Source organism: Bacillus sp. CGMCC 1.16541, assembly GCF_003184905.1.
Lineage (GTDB): Bacteria > Bacillota > Bacilli > Bacillales > Bacillaceae_H > Priestia.
In genome coordinates, this window is record NZ_KZ821208.1 from 16,512 (window position 1) to 33,784 (window position 17,273).

At 38.7% G+C, this 17,273-nt stretch carries 26 protein-coding genes and 1 CRISPR repeat array (1 of these 27 only partly in view); of the genes, 18 read left to right on the plus strand and 8 right to left on the minus strand.

The genetic code is table 11. The annotated features are described in order from the left end of the window. A CRISPR array of direct repeats spans positions 1-147; the repeat unit is 32 nt; unit sequence GTCGCACTCTATATGGGTGCGTGGATTGAAAT (it extends 411 nt beyond the left edge of the window). A gap of 204 nt (positions 148-351) precedes the next feature. Further along, entirely contained in the window at positions 352-474 is a 123-nt protein-coding gene (locus DIS06_RS20700; protein WP_275425413.1) for a hypothetical protein, read from the minus strand. 379 nt (positions 475-853) lie between these two features. Here DIS06_RS20700 and DIS06_RS02970 point away from each other — a divergent pair, with 379 nt between their 5' ends. The 5 genes from DIS06_RS02970 to DIS06_RS20025 all read left to right on the plus strand — a co-directional run bounded on the left by DIS06_RS02970 (position 854) and on the right by DIS06_RS20025 (position 4,637). Beyond that, positions 854-2,281 (plus strand): sigma-54 interaction domain-containing protein, encoded by a 1,428-nt coding sequence (locus tag DIS06_RS02970; protein WP_110111782.1) that lies wholly within the window; start codon positions 854-856, stop codon positions 2,279-2,281. A 92-nt stretch (positions 2,282-2,373) separates the two neighbouring features. After that, on the plus strand, positions 2,374-3,219 hold the full coding sequence (locus DIS06_RS02975) for an STAS domain-containing protein (RefSeq protein ID WP_110111783.1): 846 nt from the start codon (positions 2,374-2,376) through the stop codon (positions 3,217-3,219). Between the two features lie 626 nt (positions 3,220-3,845). After that, a complete protein-coding gene (locus tag DIS06_RS02985; RefSeq protein WP_110111785.1) occupies positions 3,846-4,100 on the plus strand; it encodes a hypothetical protein in 255 nt (84 codons plus the stop codon). A gap of 82 nt (positions 4,101-4,182) precedes the next feature. Then, complete coding sequence (locus DIS06_RS02990; protein WP_110111786.1) at positions 4,183-4,437, plus strand: hypothetical protein; 255 nt, start codon at positions 4,183-4,185, stop codon at positions 4,435-4,437. A gap of 26 nt (positions 4,438-4,463) precedes the next feature. Continuing rightward, positions 4,464-4,637 carry a hypothetical protein gene (locus DIS06_RS20025; RefSeq protein ID WP_162595851.1) on the plus strand — a complete coding sequence of 58 codons (174 nt, stop codon included), beginning with the start codon at positions 4,464-4,466 and terminating at the stop codon, positions 4,635-4,637. A gap of 59 nt (positions 4,638-4,696) precedes the next feature. On the opposite strand, the gene DIS06_RS02995 is transcribed toward DIS06_RS20025, so the two are convergent. The 3 genes from DIS06_RS02995 to DIS06_RS03000 all read right to left on the minus strand — a co-directional run bounded on the left by DIS06_RS02995 (position 4,697) and on the right by DIS06_RS03000 (position 6,010). After that, the gene (locus DIS06_RS02995; RefSeq protein WP_239421814.1) at positions 4,697-5,185 is read right to left on the minus strand and encodes a VOC family protein; all 489 of its coding nucleotides are present in this window, start codon (positions 5,183-5,185) and stop codon (positions 4,697-4,699) included. Between the two features lie 224 nt (positions 5,186-5,409). After that, positions 5,410-5,586 (minus strand): hypothetical protein, encoded by a 177-nt coding sequence (locus DIS06_RS20030; RefSeq protein ID WP_162595852.1) that lies wholly within the window; start codon positions 5,584-5,586, stop codon positions 5,410-5,412. A 118-nt stretch (positions 5,587-5,704) separates the two neighbouring features. Next, a complete protein-coding gene (locus tag DIS06_RS03000; RefSeq protein WP_110111787.1) occupies positions 5,705-6,010 on the minus strand; it encodes a hypothetical protein in 306 nt (101 codons plus the stop codon). 267 nt (positions 6,011-6,277) lie between these two features. Here DIS06_RS03000 and DIS06_RS03005 point away from each other — a divergent pair, with 267 nt between their 5' ends. The 10 genes from DIS06_RS03005 (at position 6,278) to DIS06_RS03045 (ending at position 13,671) form a co-directional block, all read left to right on the plus strand. Beyond that, positions 6,278-7,582, plus strand: a complete 1,305-nt coding sequence (locus DIS06_RS03005) for a hemolysin family protein (RefSeq protein WP_110111788.1) — start codon at positions 6,278-6,280, stop codon at positions 7,580-7,582. A 22-nt stretch (positions 7,583-7,604) separates the two neighbouring features. After that, a complete protein-coding gene (locus DIS06_RS03010; protein WP_110111789.1) occupies positions 7,605-7,757 on the plus strand; it encodes an aspartyl-phosphate phosphatase Spo0E family protein in 153 nt (50 codons plus the stop codon). Between the two features lie 620 nt (positions 7,758-8,377). Beyond that, on the plus strand, positions 8,378-8,524 hold the full coding sequence (locus DIS06_RS20035; protein ID WP_162595853.1) for a hypothetical protein: 147 nt from the start codon (positions 8,378-8,380) through the stop codon (positions 8,522-8,524). Between the two features lie 80 nt (positions 8,525-8,604). Then, positions 8,605-8,955 carry an ArsR/SmtB family transcription factor gene (locus DIS06_RS03015; RefSeq protein WP_110111790.1) on the plus strand — a complete coding sequence of 117 codons (351 nt, stop codon included), beginning with the start codon at positions 8,605-8,607 and terminating at the stop codon, positions 8,953-8,955. Between the two features lie 15 nt (positions 8,956-8,970). Next, positions 8,971-10,269: an arsenic transporter gene (locus DIS06_RS03020; RefSeq protein WP_110111791.1), complete on the plus strand. Its 1,299-nt coding sequence runs from the start codon at positions 8,971-8,973 to the stop codon at positions 10,267-10,269. A 24-nt stretch (positions 10,270-10,293) separates the two neighbouring features. Continuing rightward, positions 10,294-10,713: an arsenate reductase (thioredoxin) gene (gene arsC / locus DIS06_RS03025; protein ID WP_110111792.1), complete on the plus strand. Its 420-nt coding sequence runs from the start codon at positions 10,294-10,296 to the stop codon at positions 10,711-10,713. Between the two features lie 64 nt (positions 10,714-10,777). Next, positions 10,778-11,146 carry an arsenite efflux transporter metallochaperone ArsD gene (gene arsD, locus DIS06_RS03030; protein WP_110111793.1) on the plus strand — a complete coding sequence of 123 codons (369 nt, stop codon included), beginning with the start codon at positions 10,778-10,780 and terminating at the stop codon, positions 11,144-11,146. 12 nt (positions 11,147-11,158) lie between these two features. After that, the gene (gene arsA, locus DIS06_RS03035) at positions 11,159-12,937 is read left to right on the plus strand and encodes an arsenical pump-driving ATPase (RefSeq protein WP_110111794.1); all 1,779 of its coding nucleotides are present in this window, start codon (positions 11,159-11,161) and stop codon (positions 12,935-12,937) included. Positions 12,938-12,939: 2 nt separating this feature from the next. Further along, positions 12,940-13,365: a protein-tyrosine phosphatase family protein gene (locus DIS06_RS03040; RefSeq protein WP_110111795.1), complete on the plus strand. Its 426-nt coding sequence runs from the start codon at positions 12,940-12,942 to the stop codon at positions 13,363-13,365. Positions 13,366-13,386: 21 nt separating this feature from the next. Next, positions 13,387-13,671: an adhesin gene (locus tag DIS06_RS03045; protein WP_110111796.1), complete on the plus strand. Its 285-nt coding sequence runs from the start codon at positions 13,387-13,389 to the stop codon at positions 13,669-13,671. Positions 13,672-13,785: 114 nt separating this feature from the next. Here DIS06_RS03045 and DIS06_RS20040 read toward each other — a convergent pair whose 3' ends face one another. The 4 genes from DIS06_RS20040 to DIS06_RS03055 all read right to left on the minus strand — a co-directional run bounded on the left by DIS06_RS20040 (position 13,786) and on the right by DIS06_RS03055 (position 15,485). Continuing rightward, positions 13,786-13,935: a hypothetical protein gene (locus DIS06_RS20040; protein ID WP_162595854.1), complete on the minus strand. Its 150-nt coding sequence runs from the start codon at positions 13,933-13,935 to the stop codon at positions 13,786-13,788. Continuing rightward, positions 13,932-14,060 (minus strand): hypothetical protein, encoded by a 129-nt coding sequence (locus DIS06_RS20705; protein ID WP_275425414.1) that lies wholly within the window; start codon positions 14,058-14,060, stop codon positions 13,932-13,934. Before DIS06_RS20705 ends, DIS06_RS20040 begins: the two co-directional genes overlap by 4 nt. A gap of 14 nt (positions 14,061-14,074) precedes the next feature. Further along, entirely contained in the window at positions 14,075-14,977 is a 903-nt protein-coding gene (locus tag DIS06_RS03050; RefSeq protein WP_110111797.1) for a permease, read from the minus strand. Positions 14,978-15,050: 73 nt separating this feature from the next. After that, positions 15,051-15,485 (minus strand): MarR family winged helix-turn-helix transcriptional regulator, encoded by a 435-nt coding sequence (locus DIS06_RS03055; protein WP_110111798.1) that lies wholly within the window; start codon positions 15,483-15,485, stop codon positions 15,051-15,053. 133 nt (positions 15,486-15,618) lie between these two features. Between DIS06_RS03055 and DIS06_RS03060 the strand changes: the two genes are divergently transcribed. The 3 genes from DIS06_RS03060 (at position 15,619) to DIS06_RS03070 (ending at position 17,138) form a co-directional block, all read left to right on the plus strand. Further along, positions 15,619-15,837, plus strand: coding sequence for a hypothetical protein (locus DIS06_RS03060; RefSeq protein ID WP_110111799.1), 219 nt, complete (start codon positions 15,619-15,621; stop codon positions 15,835-15,837). Between the two features lie 21 nt (positions 15,838-15,858). Then, positions 15,859-16,392, plus strand: coding sequence for a hypothetical protein (locus tag DIS06_RS03065; RefSeq protein ID WP_110111800.1), 534 nt, complete (start codon positions 15,859-15,861; stop codon positions 16,390-16,392). A gap of 275 nt (positions 16,393-16,667) precedes the next feature. Continuing rightward, positions 16,668-17,138, plus strand: coding sequence for a YndM family protein (locus DIS06_RS03070; protein WP_110111801.1), 471 nt, complete (start codon positions 16,668-16,670; stop codon positions 17,136-17,138). Positions 17,139-17,273: the final 135 nt, after the last annotated feature.

Consider the following 17,273-nt stretch of genomic DNA (forward strand, 5'->3'; position numbering starts at 1 on the left):
GTGCGTGGATTGAAATTGATAATTTAACTGGAAGGATTTTCACCTTTTTTGTCGCACTCTATATGGGTGCGTGGATTGAAATATAATTAATTTTCATTTTTCATCGCTCCTTTTTGTCGCACTCTATATGGATAGGTAGATTGAAACAAATACTTGAAAACAGGTCTCTAGTTTAGCAGCATTCTTTGGGAATGAAAGCAGCTGTTTTATATAGTTGTGGCATGTATTTTAGATAAAGAAAAGACAGATGGGACTGCAATATAAGCTCTACTATACAAAGAGTTTGCATTGATAGTCCTATTTACGTAACATAAAAGTCACTCTTGTTTATCGTTAAAAGTAAGTATCACTTTACATCACATGCGTCAAAATCTTGCAACCTTGAATCGTTTTTAACGCTTCGCGTGCTTCTTTTTCTGTTCTAAATTCAAACATCTTAATCTCCTTTTTTGAGTAGCCTGTAATAATCCACATTTTTCATTCCTCCATTTGTTTAGAAAGCTTCATCATTTCCAGATGATTGTATCTAACTCTATCCTCTAAAGTGAGAGGCATGAGCAACCTCCTCTGCAATAGCAGTCTGATATTTTGTACAAAATACGAAATCCTTGCACCGCTAAAGCGTTCACTTTTATATAATGCAAGTAGTGTGCCAACTTTCCAAATGGTATCTAATCAAGTTTTTTAGAAAACAAGTGGCAAAAAATTTTGCTTGTACGAAAAAAATGAAGCAAAAGTGCGCCGAAAATTTTGCAAGAACGAATTTTAGTAAAAAAATGCAAAAAAATTTGCGCGTTTAATAAAAGGTTGTTTTAAAATGAAAGAAAGGGGTTACATACAAGGAGGAGAGAAAATGTCTGAACAAGACCTTAATTATTTACAATATGTCAAGCGCACGTATGAAAAGGTCATGGATGAGCTTGACGTTGGTCTTCATGTTGTGGATCGTACTGGGAAAACGATTCTATACAACAAAAAAATGATGCAGCTTGAATCAATGAATAGTGAAGATGTGATGAATAAACACTTTTTAGATGTGTTTATGTTCCGAGAGAATGAAGAAAGTACGTTAGTTAAAGCGTTACAATCGGGGAAAGCAACAACAAATGTGACACAAACGTATTTTAATAATAAAGGGAAAAAGATTACGACCATTAATAACACTTTTCCCATTATTGAAGGAAGTGACATACAAGGTGCAGTGGAAATTGCCAAAGATGTGACGAAAATTGAACGGTTAGTACGCGAAAACATTAAGCGAAAAGGGAGTGCTCGGTATACGTTTGACAGCATTATCGGAAAAAGCGCGGCTGTTCAAGAGTTGTTGAAAAATGCAAAGCGTGCCACTCGCACGTCTTCATACGTCTTAATTATTGGTGAGACAGGAACGGGGAAGGAATTGTTTGCACAAGGTATACATAATGGCAGTAATCGCTCATCAGCGCCGTTTATATCACAAAACTGTGCGGCGTTACCTGAGAATTTAATTGAGAGTCTTTTGTTTGGAACGAAAAAAGGAGCATTTACTGGTGCGATGGACCACCCGGGTTTGTTTGAACAAGCTGAAGGGGGAACGCTTTTATTAGATGAAATTAACTCGCTCAACCCGAACCTTCAAGCAAAATTATTTCGCGTCTTACAAGAAAAAACGATTAAACGAATTGGTGATACGAATGAAACACCTATTGATGTGCGCGTAATTGCCAACATCAATGAAGATCCAATTGAGGCGATTGCGAACAATCACTTGCGAAAGGATTTGTACTACCGCTTAGGAGTGGTAACATTATTTGTCCCACCGTTACGGGAGCGAAAAGAAGATATTCCATTCCTTTCGGAGCATTTTATTAACAAGTATAATCAACTATTCCAAATGGACATAAAAGGATTGGATAGCGAAGTAATGGACTTATTTCTGACATACGATTGGCCAGGGAATATCCGTGAACTAGAACATATTATCGAAGCGGCAATGAATGTGATGATTGAGGATAACATCATTCAATATGCACACTTACCTCTTCAATATCGAAACAAATGGAAAAAAACAGATCGTGTTACAGTCGCTCCAAAGATAACAGCTTTCGTTCAAGAGAAAAAAGAAGAACAACCACTAAAAGACCAACTAGATGCTTATGAAAAGCAATGTATCGAACATGCACTAAAGCAAAGTAATGGCAAAGTCTCACATGCTGCAAAGCTATTAGGGTTAAGTAGACAAACGTTGCAGTATCGAATGAAGAAGTTAGATATTAATGTGCAAGAAGTGTTAAATTGTTAGGTTATTTCCAATTGTTTGTCGCATTGACATCTACACCAAAAATTATAGAATAAATAGAAGAAAACAATTTTACAAGATTACCAGGGGGCTTTATGCATAAAGATAAAAAGTTGTATGAGTATATGTTGGATAAAACGTGGGATTTAACCGAACAATGGTATGAGTCGTTAGATAAAAGTCAATCAGGCGGGGTATATGCATCGACTGACCCGGATGTCATTCACACACTTAAGCAACAAAATCATGAGTTTCATCAGCGTTTTTGCCGAGTGTTTCAACAAGAAAACGTTGAATTTCAGAAAGAATTTGGGGATTGGATTTTAAAGATTGCCAAAGATGAAGAACATTTAAATACGCCAGTTCATCTTATTTTGAATGAATTTTTCCGAACACAAGAGCAATATCTTTATTTAATTAATGAGTTTGTTGAGCAATATGGCCACAACTATTCCAAAGAAGTCATTCAGTCATGGACAAACATTGTGACCAAAACGTTTGCGGAAGTGATGTCATGTTTTACAGAAGAACATCATAATCACTTACAACTAAAGCTACAAGCACAGCAAGAAATGATTAACGAGCTAAGCTCACCTGTTATTTTATTAAGAGAACAAAATGGATTGTTGCCGCTTGTAGGAGACATTGATACAGTACGTGCCAAATTCATTTTAGAACATACGTTAATGCAGTGTGTGGACAAGCGCATCACACACTTATTTATTGATTTGTCAGGTGTCGTTATCATTGATACGATGGTTGCTCACCAGATTTTCCAGCTTATTGATGCATTAAAATTAGTAGGTGTGACGGTAACTCTGTCAGGTATTCGCGCTGAAATCGCTCAAACTGCTGTGCAGTTAGGCTTATCATTTGGTAATATCGAAACAACGGCCACGCTTGCTCAGGCAATGACGTTGCGTCAACAACCCACCACTTAACGACCTTGCGGTCTGTTTGAAGTGGGGGCTTGCGTCTGTCAGAGTTCGACAGTGCTTCTACCCTCATAGATAGCAACTACGCTTGTTCCTACCCAGTAGTGCAAACGAGCCATGCTCTCCTACCTTAGCGTGGTGGAACATAAGGATGGTTGACTTCGCCCCTACCACAAGGGTCATGCCCTTGTGGTAACCGTTTCAACGGTTATGTTTGTACGTTAAAGATTTTACGGTTGCAACGACTTCCTGCAACCAACCTACTATCTTTAGTTGTCTAAGAACTTGATAAAAGTGCCTTTTACGCAACGGTTTTCTCTTATCTAAAATTATAGCACGAAAGGAGGGCAAGGTGGAATTTCAGATACTTGTTATGGTACAAAATCTTACGATTTTACCGTACCTTACCGTATCTGACGGCAATTCCTCCCCCACTTATCGTTGGGCTATGCCCTTCACACGATTGAAGTGGGGGTATCCTTGCCGATTACAGATGAAAAAAAGATGGGAAGATGTTGACTTTTTCGAAGTGGATTTTTGAGTTTGTGGTGATTGTTGTCAAGGAGAATTGAATTTCTACACCGCAAATAGCAAGTTAGAAGAATTAAAACAAGGCATGTTATGTTACTTACTTGAGAAGAAAAGAATTTGTTTGGACATCTGGAGAAGACCGTGAAAACGTCACACATTATGTGAAATTACGTATCTTTATGTACGAGGTTCGAGGCATTGTTGGCATCGATGTATTAACGGATAATAAGCTCCAATCACCTCTTTACATGAGAGCTCAGTTTGGCTTACAAGCAGAGATCGGTCAAATGGACAAGCTTACTAAGAAGTTAGATGCTTTTATCCAGCAAAAAATAACCGTCATTGAAGCATTATAAAATGAAAAGAACCAAAAAATCGAAACCATTTTCGCTGTCGTTCGTATAACTATTAACAGCACAAAAAAGGAGTGATTCAAGCATGCAATTATCCATTACACTTATTCTATTACTTGCAACATTTATCACGATGTTCTATGTTTTTCAAAAGCGCAAAAAGTTAGGCTTGAAGGGCTGGAAAAGTGCGATGCCATCACTTTGTATGTTCGGTGTGAGCTTATCGAGTTTAGGAATTATAACGTTTAGCGAGATCGCAATGATGTTTGTGATGTTCAATCTCATCTTTTTACTAACAGGTGCGTATTTTATTAAGTATTTACCGAGGAACGCGCGATAACTGTACATAAAAAAGAGGGGAGTCATATGAACAAGATGAAGCGCTGGAAAGTCAAACTTGCCTATCAACTCATTCTATTGATCGTATTTGTTACCGCAGGGTTTCTTACACATGATTCCTCGTTGTCCAATACACTGTTTACAATTTCAGGCGTCGGAGCATTTTTAATGATTGATACGGTTGTGAAACGTGATGCATAAGAAAAAAGTGTTAACGATGCAAGCGTTACTCGTTAACACTCTTTTTTCATTTCTTCCTTTTATAACCGATTTAAATAGTCTCTTTTCATATCACGTGTGTAAAACTCCACAATATTGTCTTCGGTATCTTTGAAATAAACTCTTCGTTCTTTTGAACTCGTCTCTTCTTCTACTAGTTTCATATCCACACCGATGTTTTGCAAAATATCGATGGCATCATCAAAATGTTCTTGTTTTACATGTAAAGCAAAATGGACATGCAAACCACCTTCGTCAAACAGTCCGTCCCATTTAGAAACAGGCTTGTTCTTCTCTGTTCGCTCTTTTTCAGTAAAGTTTCGAGGTAACCACAACCCTAACCGGGTAGGTCCTCCTACATAAAGCCACGTAGCCCATACATGTTCATGACGATTAGTAAATTGCCCTTCATCATAACCCCATTGTTCAACAATCGGAAAACCTAACTGCTTCGACCAAAAATCAACAGCTCGTTCCATCGATTTTACTTCTAATACAAGTTCAGACATTCCTTCAGTATGGATCTTCATTGTAATTTCTCCTTTAATGTTAGTGGATGGTTTTATTTTACTACAAGGTGGTAATGAATTTGGATATTTCTGTTATAACGAAAGCATAATAGATTAATAGAGCGAATGGGACATATAAATTTCGTTATCGAGAAGGAAATAAACCATCACATGAAAGAGGACACTTTTTCATTGTAAATAACCATTAATACATGCAAGGGTAGTTGTGAGTATGAAAAGAACCTTCATACATCACGATCTAAATCATTGTCAAAAAAGGAAGGTTTCGTTTCTTCTTTAATCCCTAAATGCGTTTTTATTTGCGATAATTCTCGAACGATGAGCTGTGTATTTAACCAAGCGGCAACTGATGACAAGGTGATAATGATAAGAGAAACAGTAATCAAAATAGTAGGTAACATTAAAAGCACCTCCATATGTATGATTTTTTCATTGTATCATAGTTAAGGAGCAAGTAATGGATAAACAAGACAAGGGGGTTATGAATGCACAATATGAGCATGTGTTTCGTTGGTGAATTCACATCTCCCCATAAAACTCCGCAACATACAAAAAGCCAATCCGCTTTACAAGGTAGTTCCTAAGCAGTCCTTGTGTAGCTTTTTCAATGGGTGGTTCGGTGAGTGTGTAGGCTTTTGCGTTCAGTTCTTTAAACTTCTCACGATCGACATCATTATGATACGTATCGTCTACAATGTCAGATGTAATCGCAGCTTTTGGATACCCAAGTAATAATACGTGTGTACGCAACGCAGTGTGAGGGTGACTATGTAACAGTATAACAACGACAATAAAGCTAACCAGCCAAATCCATTTTTTTATCATGATTGTCTCCTATCTTATTCTTATACGAATTAGACGAACAAGTAAAACAAATGTTTCAAGTTTGTATCATTCATACCGAATCTCTTTTCTTTTTTTTAAAGATGTTGTACCATGTGTTCTAATTGCATTTAGGCGTTCTGCACAAATGCAAGAGATCATACTTTTTTGAACTTCATTTTTCGAGAGTGTAGAACGTCAAGCAAGATGAAGTTTTGATGAAAGTAGGAGGTGTTTGTCTGACACCAAGTTGGTGGACAGACAGGACGTTTGATAGGATTTAAATTAGCTTTATTTGTGTTACTTTTAGTTTTAACCGCTTTTTTCGTCGCATCGGAGTTTGCGATTGTGAAACTTCGTAGTTCACGTGTGGATCAGTTAGTGGCGGAAGGACGAAAAGGGGCAATGGCTGCTCAACGAGTGACAACGCATCTTGATGAATATTTGTCAGCGTGTCAGCTTGGAATTACGATTACAGCACTTGGATTAGGATGGTTAGGTGAGCCGACTGTCGCACGTATTTTAACACCTGTACTTGAAGATGCTGGGATTGCGGCAACTCTTTCACATGTTGTTTCATTTGTGATTGCGTTCACGCTTGTGACGTTTTTACACGTTGTTGTAGGGGAACTAGCACCTAAAACAGTAGCGATTCAAAAAGCAGAAGCGGTCACGTTACTTTTTGCGCCAGCGCTTATTTGGTTTTATCGCCTTATGTATCCATTCATTTGGCTTTTAAATGGATCAGCACGATTACTTGTTGGCTTGTTTGGATTAAAACCTGCGTCTGAACATGAAGAAGCCCATAGTGAAGATGAACTTCGAATCATTTTATCAGAAAGCTACGAAGGTGGCGAAATTAATCAGTCAGAGTTCAAATACGTAAACAACATTTTTGAATTTGACAATCGGATTGCTCGTGAAATTATGGTGCCTCGCACGGAATTTGCGTTTGTGTCGAGTGAGGGTACAGTGGAACAATTTTTAAAAGAAGCCGTTCATGACCGATATACACGATATCCTGTCGCACAAAGCGGGGATAAAGATCAGATTATCGGCATGGTGAATATAAAAGAAATTTTAAATGATGTTGTGTTAAATGATGCAGTGAAAACACAACCCATTACAACGTATATGAAGCCAATTATTCAAGTCATTGAATCAATTGCGATTCACGATTTGCTTGTGACAATGCAGAAAAAACGTACACATATGGGGATGCTTATTGATGAGTATGGAGGTACGGCTGGGCTTGTGACAGCGGAAGACATTTTAGAAGAAATTGTCGGTGAAATTCGTGATGAGTTTGACGGAGATGAACAAGCTCCAATTCAATCATTAGGCGATGATCGTTACGCATTTGATGCGAAAGTATTAATTGATGAGGTTAATGATCTATTAGGTACGCACATTAAGAATGACGATGTAGATACAATTGGTGGTTGGATTCTTTCGCAAAAAGTAGATGTGAAAGAGAACGAAGTGATTACCGAACAGGATTATTCGTTTATTGTCAAAGAAATGGATGGTCATCAAATTAAATCAGTTGAAGTCAAACAAGAAACGACACACTAAACGCAGAAAGGGGTCTAGGTAAGTGAGCACATTATCGGCTAAGATTGAACAAAAGCGAGAGCAGCTCATGCAGCTTGTCGCTAAATATGGCTTTCATCACGCAAAAGTCATTACATGCAGCCAAGAGCTTGACTCGTTATTAAATCTGTTTGAAAAAACTAAAGAGCATGCTTAGTCGAAAAGGTCTATTGAAAGAGGAAAGCAGTGAGCGTTGGTGCTCGCTGCTTTTTGCGTTGTTGGTTGATGACCAAGCACATGCTAATTTTAACGTAATAATGTATGAACGTATGTGAAAATGAAGGAAGGTATAACGTATAATCATTGGTAAAGAAGGTTTGCATCAATTGATAGCATGACTGAATAGCCAAGATGAAAAGGCAGCATTTGACTTTTTAGAATCTCTTGTTCAACGTTCAAAAAAGAAACTTGGGAGTTGGGAACGAATTGATAAGAAAGAGCCGGATTCAGAACCATTATCAAAACAAGAGTTAGAGCAATTGAATAGTGAAGAAGGATATAAATGTCTTCACTAGAAAGGATTTTTTTGATTATCGAGAAATAACATACAGGTCAAAGTCACTTTAAATAATATCTAATTAATATATGTTCTAAATAATCAATGATAAAACTAAGTTGCTTCTAAGCACCCATTTTACAGGGGTTTAACAACATTCCTACAAAAATCACACAACGACTTATTACCATATAATTAACAGCTTATATGAGGAACAACCGCCTATGTTTCGTCATATAGTGAAGATAATAGACACGACCATAAGAGGGGAGTGGGTAGAGATGCTGAACGTTGATCAATTATTGCCAGCGTTCGTTGTATTGTTTGGCATGTTTGTCGGTGTCACCATTTTGCTTAATTATCGTCAAAGAAAGTTGCCGTTTTTTCGTCGTTATTTACGGAAATATCGTAAATACTATAAAGGATGAAAAAACATTATATTAGCGGTTGATTATATAAGTATATTGTTATATAATGATTTACGTAAACAAGGAGGCGACATCAAATAATGAGTGTAAAAACGACCATTGAAATTGAAAAAGGGGCTCAGCTTTTAAAACTACTAGGTGATAAAACACGCCTCTCAATGATGAAGTTACTTCATACAAATGAATGTTGTGTGTGTGAGTTAGTGGAGATTTATCAAGCAAGTCAACCATCAATTAGTCAGCATTTACGCAAGTTAAAAGATGCCGACCTGCTAAAAGAAAGACGAAGAGGACAATGGATTTTTTACTCAGCCAATACGGAAAGTGCCCATTATGAGTTCATTTCAGGTGTACTTGAATCATTGCCAAGTCAAGATCCACACTTAGAAAACTTAGAGAAACAAGGGTTACGTATTAGTTGCTGTGAGTAATTGGAGGTTTAGACATTGACATCAGTTTTAGTAGCATCCGCAATCTTTTTAGTAACGCTTATCTTTGTCATTTGGCAACCAAAAGGATTATCCATTGGTTGGTCAGCGTGTATTGGAGCGGCCGTTGCATTACTTGTTGGGGTTGTTGATTTCAACGACGTTGTGGATGTAACGCAAATTGTGTGGAACGCCACACTTACGTTTATTGCCATCATCATTATTTCATTAATTTTAGATGAGATTGGATTTTTTGAATGGGCTGCGTTACATATGGCCCGTGCAGCAAGAGGAAACGGAATTCGCATGTTTGTGTATGTTTCGTTACTCGGTGCGTTAGTTGCGGCGTTTTTCGCTAACGACGGAGCCGCACTTATTTTAACACCCATTGTTTTAGCAATGGTTCGAGCATTAAAGCTCGATGAGAAAATGATTTTTCCATTCATTATCGCAAGTGGATTTATTGCCGATACAACGTCACTTCCACTTGTCGTGAGTAACTTAGTAAACATTGTATCAGCTGACTTCTTTGGCATCGGGTTTTCTGAGTATGCATCACGTATGATTGTGCCAAACTTTTTCGCATTAGGTGCAAGTATTCTTGTTCTTTATCTCTACTTCCGAAAAAGCATTCCGCGCACGTACAATTTAGAACATTTGCAGAAACCGGTTGACGCAATTAAAGACGAGAAAATGTTCCGTCTTTCATGGATTGTGTTAGCGGTACTATTAGTCGGCTATTTCGTATCTGAATTTGTACATGTTCCAGTATCAATTATTGCAAGTATCATTGCGATTTTCTTCTTACTAATGGCACGCAGAAGTCCAGCGGTTCAAACGAAAACGGTCATCAAAGGTGCACCGTGGGCAATCGTGTTTTTCTCAATTGGAATGTACGTCGTTGTATACGGCTTACGTAACGTAGGCTTAACGGAAGTACTTGCAAGTGTCATTCAGTTAGGTGCTGATCAAGGTTTGTTTATCGCGACCATTTCAATGGGCTTTATCGCTGCGATTTTATCGTCGGTTATGAATAATATGCCGACTGTGATGATTGATGCGCTTGCGATTGATGCAACGACGGCAACAGGCACGATTAAAGAAGCATTAATTTATGCGAATATCATTGGATCGGATTTAGGTCCGAAAATTACCCCAATTGGTTCTCTTGCGACACTTTTGTGGCTACATGTTCTTTCAACAAAAGGCGTGAAGATTTCATGGGGAACGTATTTTAAAACAGGAATTGTGTTAACCATTCCAACATTGTTCATTACACTTGTTGGGTTATATATTTGGTTGCTTATACTTTCATAATCATCATAAAAGGAGATGGACAACATGACGAAAAAAACAATTTATTTCTTATGCACAGGTAACTCTTGCCGTAGCCAAATGGCAGAAGGTTGGGCCAAAAAATATTTAGGTGATGAGTGGAACGTTTATAGTGCGGGTCTTGAAGCACATGGATTAAATCCAAACGCTGTTAAAGCAATGAACGAAGCAGGAATTGATATTTCAAATCAAACATCAGATGTGATTGATTCTGAGATTTTAAACAATGCTGACTTAGTCGTGACACTTTGTGGACATGCAGCTGATCATTGCCCAGTGACACCACCTCACATTAAACGTGTTCACTGGGGCTTTGATGACCCAGCAAAAGCAGAAGGTACAGAAGAAGAGAAATGGGCATTTTTCCAACGTGTACGTGACGAAATCGGTGAGCGTATTAAGCGTTTTGCCGAAACAGGTGAGTAAGAAAAACGCATAAGTCGAGAGTTTAATCACTCTCGGCTTTTTGTTTAAAGAGAGGGATGAAGAGATGAAAAAAGTGGAAATTTTCGACCCAGCAATGTGTTGTTCAACAGGTGTATGTGGTCCGAGTGTTGACCCTGAATTAACGCGCGTAGCTTCAGCGGTTTTTGCACTTGAGAAAAAAGGATTTGATATTACTCGTTACAACTTAACAAGTGAGCCGGATCAATTTGTGGAACAAGAAATTGTGAACAACATCTTAATGAGTAAAGGTCCGGATGCCTTGCCAGTCGTTCTTGTCAACGGGGAAGTAGCGAAAGAAGGAAGCTACCCAACGAATGAAGAGTTTGCGGCGTGGTTCGGTGTAGAAGAGTCAGATCTAAAAGGAGAAAAACCGCAAGTACGTATTAAGTTAAACCTAAACGACCTAAAGTAAGGAGGGACTAACATGTATCAACCGTTTCAACCTGAACATGTGATGAAAACACCGTTTTTGTTTTTTACTGGAAAAGGTGGTGTAGGGAAAACATCCACAGCTTGTGCAACAGCTGTGTCGTTAGCTGATGCAGGTCATCGAGTCCTTATTGTAAGTACCGATCCCGCTTCAAATTTACAAGATGTGTTTGAAATCCCATTAACGAATGATCCTGTGATGATTCCATCCGTTCCAAATCTTTATGCATGCAACTTAGATCCTGAAGAAGCTGCAAACGCATATCGTGAAAGTGTCGTTGGGCCGTATCGAGGGAAGTTGCCAGATTCGGTAGTTGCGACAATGGAGGAACAATTATCCGGTGCATGCACGGTTGAAATTGCCGCATTTGACGAGTTTACAAACTTGCTAGCGAATGAGGAGATGGTCAATCAGTTTGATTACATTCTTTTTGATACAGCTCCAACAGGTCATACACTGCGCCTTTTACAATTGCCCACAGCGTGGACAGGTTTTTTACAAGATAGTACACACGGTGCTTCTTGTTTAGGCCCATTATCAGGTCTAGATAAAAAGAAAGGCCTTTATGCGAAAACGGTTGAAGCACTAGCAAACCCAACGCAAACAACATTGATGCTTGTCGCTCGCCCAGATGATTCATCTCTACAAGAAGCGAACCGAGCATCAAAAGAATTAAAAGAAATCGGTATTTCGAATCAATGCTTAATCGTTAATGGCTTGTTAAAAGAACGTGTGAGAGAAGATCACATTTCAACGGCCTTTTATGAGCGTCAACAACGTGCGTTGAAGGAGATGCCAAATGAGTTGAAGCAAATGGTTAGTTATTCACTACCGTACGTATCGTACCCGCTAACAGGTGTTTCATTTTTACGTCATTTATTTAAGTCTTATACATTACCAGCAGTGGAAGTGAAAGACGTACAGCTTTCACCTGATAAACTATCACCATTTAAAGCGGTGGTGGATGACTTTTCAACGAATGGTACAAAGGTTATCTTTACGATGGGCAAAGGTGGCGTTGGAAAAACAACGGTCGCATCAGCTATTGCGGTTGGCTTAGTTGAAAAAGGCCATTCTGTTCATTTAACGACGACTGATCCTGCGGCACATTTAGACTTTGTGTTTCAAAGTAGTGAAGCGAAAGAGCGATTGAGTATAAGTCGTGTCGATCCAAAAGCAGAAGTCGAGGCCTATAAAGCAGAAGTATTAGAAAAGGCGCGTGCAGAGCTAAGTGAAGATGAAGTCGCGTACATGGAAGAGGATTTAAATTCACCGTGTACAGAAGAAATTGCAGTGTTCCGTGCGTTTGCCGATGTGGTCGCGAAGTCTGATGATGAAATTGTGGTCATTGATACAGCACCAACGGGTCACACGCTTCTTTTACTCGACGCGACGGAGTCTTATCATAAAGAGCTTGAACGTTCGACGGGAGATGTGCCTGAGAATGTGAAAAAGCTCCTTCCACGCCTTCGTAATAAAGAAGAAACGAGTGTTGTAATCGTCACATTAGCAGAAGCGACACCAGTATTAGAAGCAACTCGCCTACAAGATGACTTAAATCGAGCGAATATCAATCCAAAATGGTGGGTTGTGAATCAAAGCTTGTATGCAACGAACACGACAGATTCTGTGTTAAAGGGTCGAGCACATGCTGAAAAAGCGTGGATTAAACGAGTGAGTGAACAATTAACAGCTCACTGTGCCATTATTCCATGGCAACCAGAAGAAAAGATTGGCTATGACAAAGTAAAAGAATTAATTGAGGTGGAGTAACGATGACAAAAAACTATCAACCATTACTAAAAGACCGCATTTTTATTGGAGGAGCAGCTGACGTAAAAGATGTCATGGAACATGACAAAGCAGACGTCATTTATGACCTACGTGCTGAAGCATTAGATCACGATGCACCAGATGTACGCGTTCATACACCAATCGTCGATGATGCTGAGCAACAAGATGAATCCATTCAAAAAGCGATTAACGAAGTAGTAAAATCGTACGAAGCGGGTAAAAAAGTGTATTTCCACTGCGCGGGTGGAAGTAACCGCACAGGTACAGTGGCAATTGGAACGTTGCTTGCGTTAGGCGAAGCAAAAACAATCGAAGAAGCCGAAGAAAAAGCAAAAGCAGCTCGTGCAAAGATTAACGTAAAACCTGAAATGAAAGCATCACTTCAACGCTTATTTCCAGAAGCGTAAACAAAACAAGGGGGAAACGAGATGAACATCACAAACGAAGCAAAAAGCATGTTAGAAAACGTATTTAAGCAACAAGGGGCAAGCAATATTCGCTTTTACTCAGAAGGCGGAGGGTGCTGCGGACCACAAATCGGTTTATCATTAGAGCCACCAACAGATGTTGACACTGTAAAAGAAGTAAACGGCATTCAAGTTGCTATTGAAACAACGATTCTATCAACAACAGACGGACTAACACTTGACGTACAAGATAGCCCACAAGGACCAGGGTTTGTGTTAGTTGGAATGGAAAGTAGCTGCTGTTAACAAGATAAAAAGAGGATGGGACATAAGTGTTTTAGTTGGTGATAAATCCGAGCGATAATAGGTTAAAACCTATTATCGCTCGGGTATTTTCGTTATGTCTTAATCTCTTTTTTATTAACAGCAAGGCACACAACAAGGTGGAGAAGCTGGTTTTTCAATTGTTTGTTCTTTCGGTGAAACCATCACATCCGTTTGATGATGAAACGTTTCGTTGTTCAGTCGTCGCCATTCTTCTAAAATGATCCATTCTAGTTCGTACATCATGCGTTGTCACTTCCTTTTTTATTTTTATCTGTTGAACAACACGTACTTTTTTCTTGTTTCACTTCAATAATCTCTAGTTCACAACAATCCTTTTTCGTTGATTTAAATAGTGAAAACAGTAGCATTTCCTTCACCTCCTTTAACGTTCAAGTAGTAAAAATAAATAACCTGAAAACGTTGCTATTAAAAATACAGATGCAATAAAGGCACGAATAAGTTTTTGATGAAAAATGCTTTTTAACATAATTATTTCGGGTAAGCTCGCACCGGCACCACCGATTAAAAGAGCCATCGTTGGCGCAATCGGGAACCCGCTAACGAGTAACGACTGAGCAATCGGCAGCATTGTCGACAAGCGAATGTAAAGTGGTACACCGATAATCGCTGCGAGTGGAATGACCCACCATTGATTTTGGTTTGACACAAATGCTAGTACGTTTGTGGGCACAACTTCTTTAATCATGGCTCCAATGAATGCACCAATTAGAATGTAGGGCACTACCGAGCGAATGAGCTGGAATGTTTCTTTCACAGATTCTTTTAGGTTGAGCAAAACGTGTTTTCGGCGTTGTTCATCTGGATTCCCAAGTGTTCCTTTGACAATGACATGTTTCACTTGATCTTTGTATCCTTTTCGGTCTAAATACCAGCCAACGAGCATAGAAAAGGCAAACGTAGTCACTGCATAAATGACCGTTACTTTTACTCCATAAATGTATGCCATTAAACCAAGAATCCAAGGGTCGAGAAGTGGAGATGTAAACAAGTAGGTCATCACCGTTTGAAACGGAACATTGCGGTTTAACATGGTGATGAGTAATGGAATGGTCGAGCATGAGCAAAAAGGTGTGACAAAACCTAATAGTGCACCTGCTACATTACCGAGAAACGGATTTTGACTTTTCATCCATGTTTCCATTCTTTCAAATGAGACGTATGCTTGTAAAAAGCTAATGAAAAATGAAATCACGAGAAACAATAGAAGTAAATGTGTGCTTAACGATAAAAATTCATGTAAAACAGTTAATATGGCATCAAGCATAAATTGATTTCTCCTTTTAGTTGGTTTTTAGGATAGTTGTAAAATACAACTATATAATTTTAAAAAAGAGGCATTAACAGCAGCTGCTGTTTTGCATAGCCTCTAAAAGTAAATCGATGCTTTCAATTACTTGCCCTTGTTTGTCACGTGGAACGTTGGATAAAATTTCTTGAATGTAATCATTCATTTGTGACGCAATCTCAGCTTCGTACTGTTTGCCCTCATCCGTTAATGTAATGGTGACATAACGACGATCAGTTGGTGATTGTACACGGTTAACGAAATGACGTTCAACTAATCCTTGAATGTGACGACTTAATGTACTGTTGTCTAGCCCTAAAGAAGCGGAAAGCTCATTTAATGATGGTGCATGTGTGCGTCCGACTTCAAATAAAATATGACTTTGTACAAGAGTGACGCCACAGCATTGCGCTCCTTCTTTTTCGAGCAATCCAAAACGTCGAATCAATAGTTGAAGCATCTGACGTAACTGATGTGATTCATTCATTTGATTTCACCTCTAATTATTTGCTTGTTGGGATAATTGTATTATACAACTATATCGTTGTCAATTAAATTCTTTCAAAAATGAAACTTTTTTCCATCACTTTTCGTATATACTAAGAGAGGGAGTGATAAATATGGCAAGGTGTACAAGCTGTCAAACGAGATGGAAAGCAAAAGACATTTGGCGATTAGGCTTTTCAAAACAAGGAAAAGCGTGCTCGGTTTGTGGAGAACGTCAATACATATCAGCGAAAACGCAAAAGATGATGACTCTTGGTTATATTAGTCTTGCGTTTGCGCTTTTTTTTCCGTTCATTATTAAATTAAGCAACAAAGACGAGCCGTTTTTTTAGAGAGATGAAAGGGGGAGGAACATGGGAACCTATTTTAAAATCTTGTTTTACTGCGGGATTCCATTTGGCCTCATTATGGCAGGGTTCGCTGCTGTTTTTACGTGGGAATTCGACTGGTGGCTTGCAACGTGGTCAGGTGGATTATTTGGTGGATTGATGAGTGTATGTTTAGGAACATATAATGTGGTATCGCGCCTAAAAAGCCGTGTGCCTTTAAAAGGATCCGTAAAACAACATCATGTGGTGACACTGCCGCTACCATATGAACAGACGTTTCTGTTATGCGTGCAAGCACTATCTGAATTACATGAACCAACCATTCATACACAAGATGAGACACAAGGGTTAATTGAAGTAGAAACCGGTCAAACGTTAAAATCATTTGGTGAAATCGTGACCATTCAACTCGAGAAAGAAAACGAGCACACAACGAAAGTGACAATCGCTAGTCGACCATCTCAGTCGTTAACACTCGTTGACTACGGTGTGAATGCGGTAAATGTGAAACAGCTCACGGCATTTTTAGAAAGCAATAAGCAAATGGGCATGAACTGAGCGGAAAGTGTGCTCTTTCTTAGCTCAGTTCGCCACATCTCTTGCCTATCTATCCATGATCGTCATGGACAGATAGGCAAGAGATGTTTTTTGTTTTAGGCACATATGTTGTTCTTCAATAAACGTTATTTTTGCCTTTGTTGCATGGCCCATAGTTCGTATATAGTCATCCTTTCTGTCTGCTTCTTCTTTATTATATCCGTCATTGTTTCCACATCCTACAAGGAATAAGGAATGAAAAGACAAGCAAACTAGTGGTAAAAGGAGGCTTGCACATGAAGCATGTAAAGCCATTTTTAATTAAGTTTTTATTTAGCTTACTGATTTTATACATTGTGCTTGGGTCTATTTTTGGCATAGGATTCCCTTCCGTTTTTATTATGGCGACCATTATTAGTGCTGTATCGTACGTCATTGGAGATGATGTGTTGTTACCAAAAACGACGTCGTTTAAAGCATCCCTTGCTGACCTAGCCATTACTTTTTTTCTTATTTGGTTTTTTACAAGTAATTTTTCCTTAACATATAACGCGTTTACAGCAGCATTGATGTCCGCAACCGGTTTAGCCATTGCTGACTATTTTTTTCATCGCTATATTCGTGATGACATCATGGATCCAGACAATCGAAAGCCACATTGGCATGTGTTTAAATACCAAACCGAAATGGCAGAAGAATTAACCCCTGTTAAACCGGATGTGTATTCGGATGAGGAAGAGAGATCAAAACTGAAAACAGATAAATAGTTAGCGTCAGGTGATTGCGCCCTTTTTTTATCAAATGATAAGGAGAGGGTGTTATTTAGTTCCACTGATTTTCGTATAAGTCCTAACAGTTGAATCGAAAAGTGACAATGTTGTCGTTTTGTAAAAAATATACTC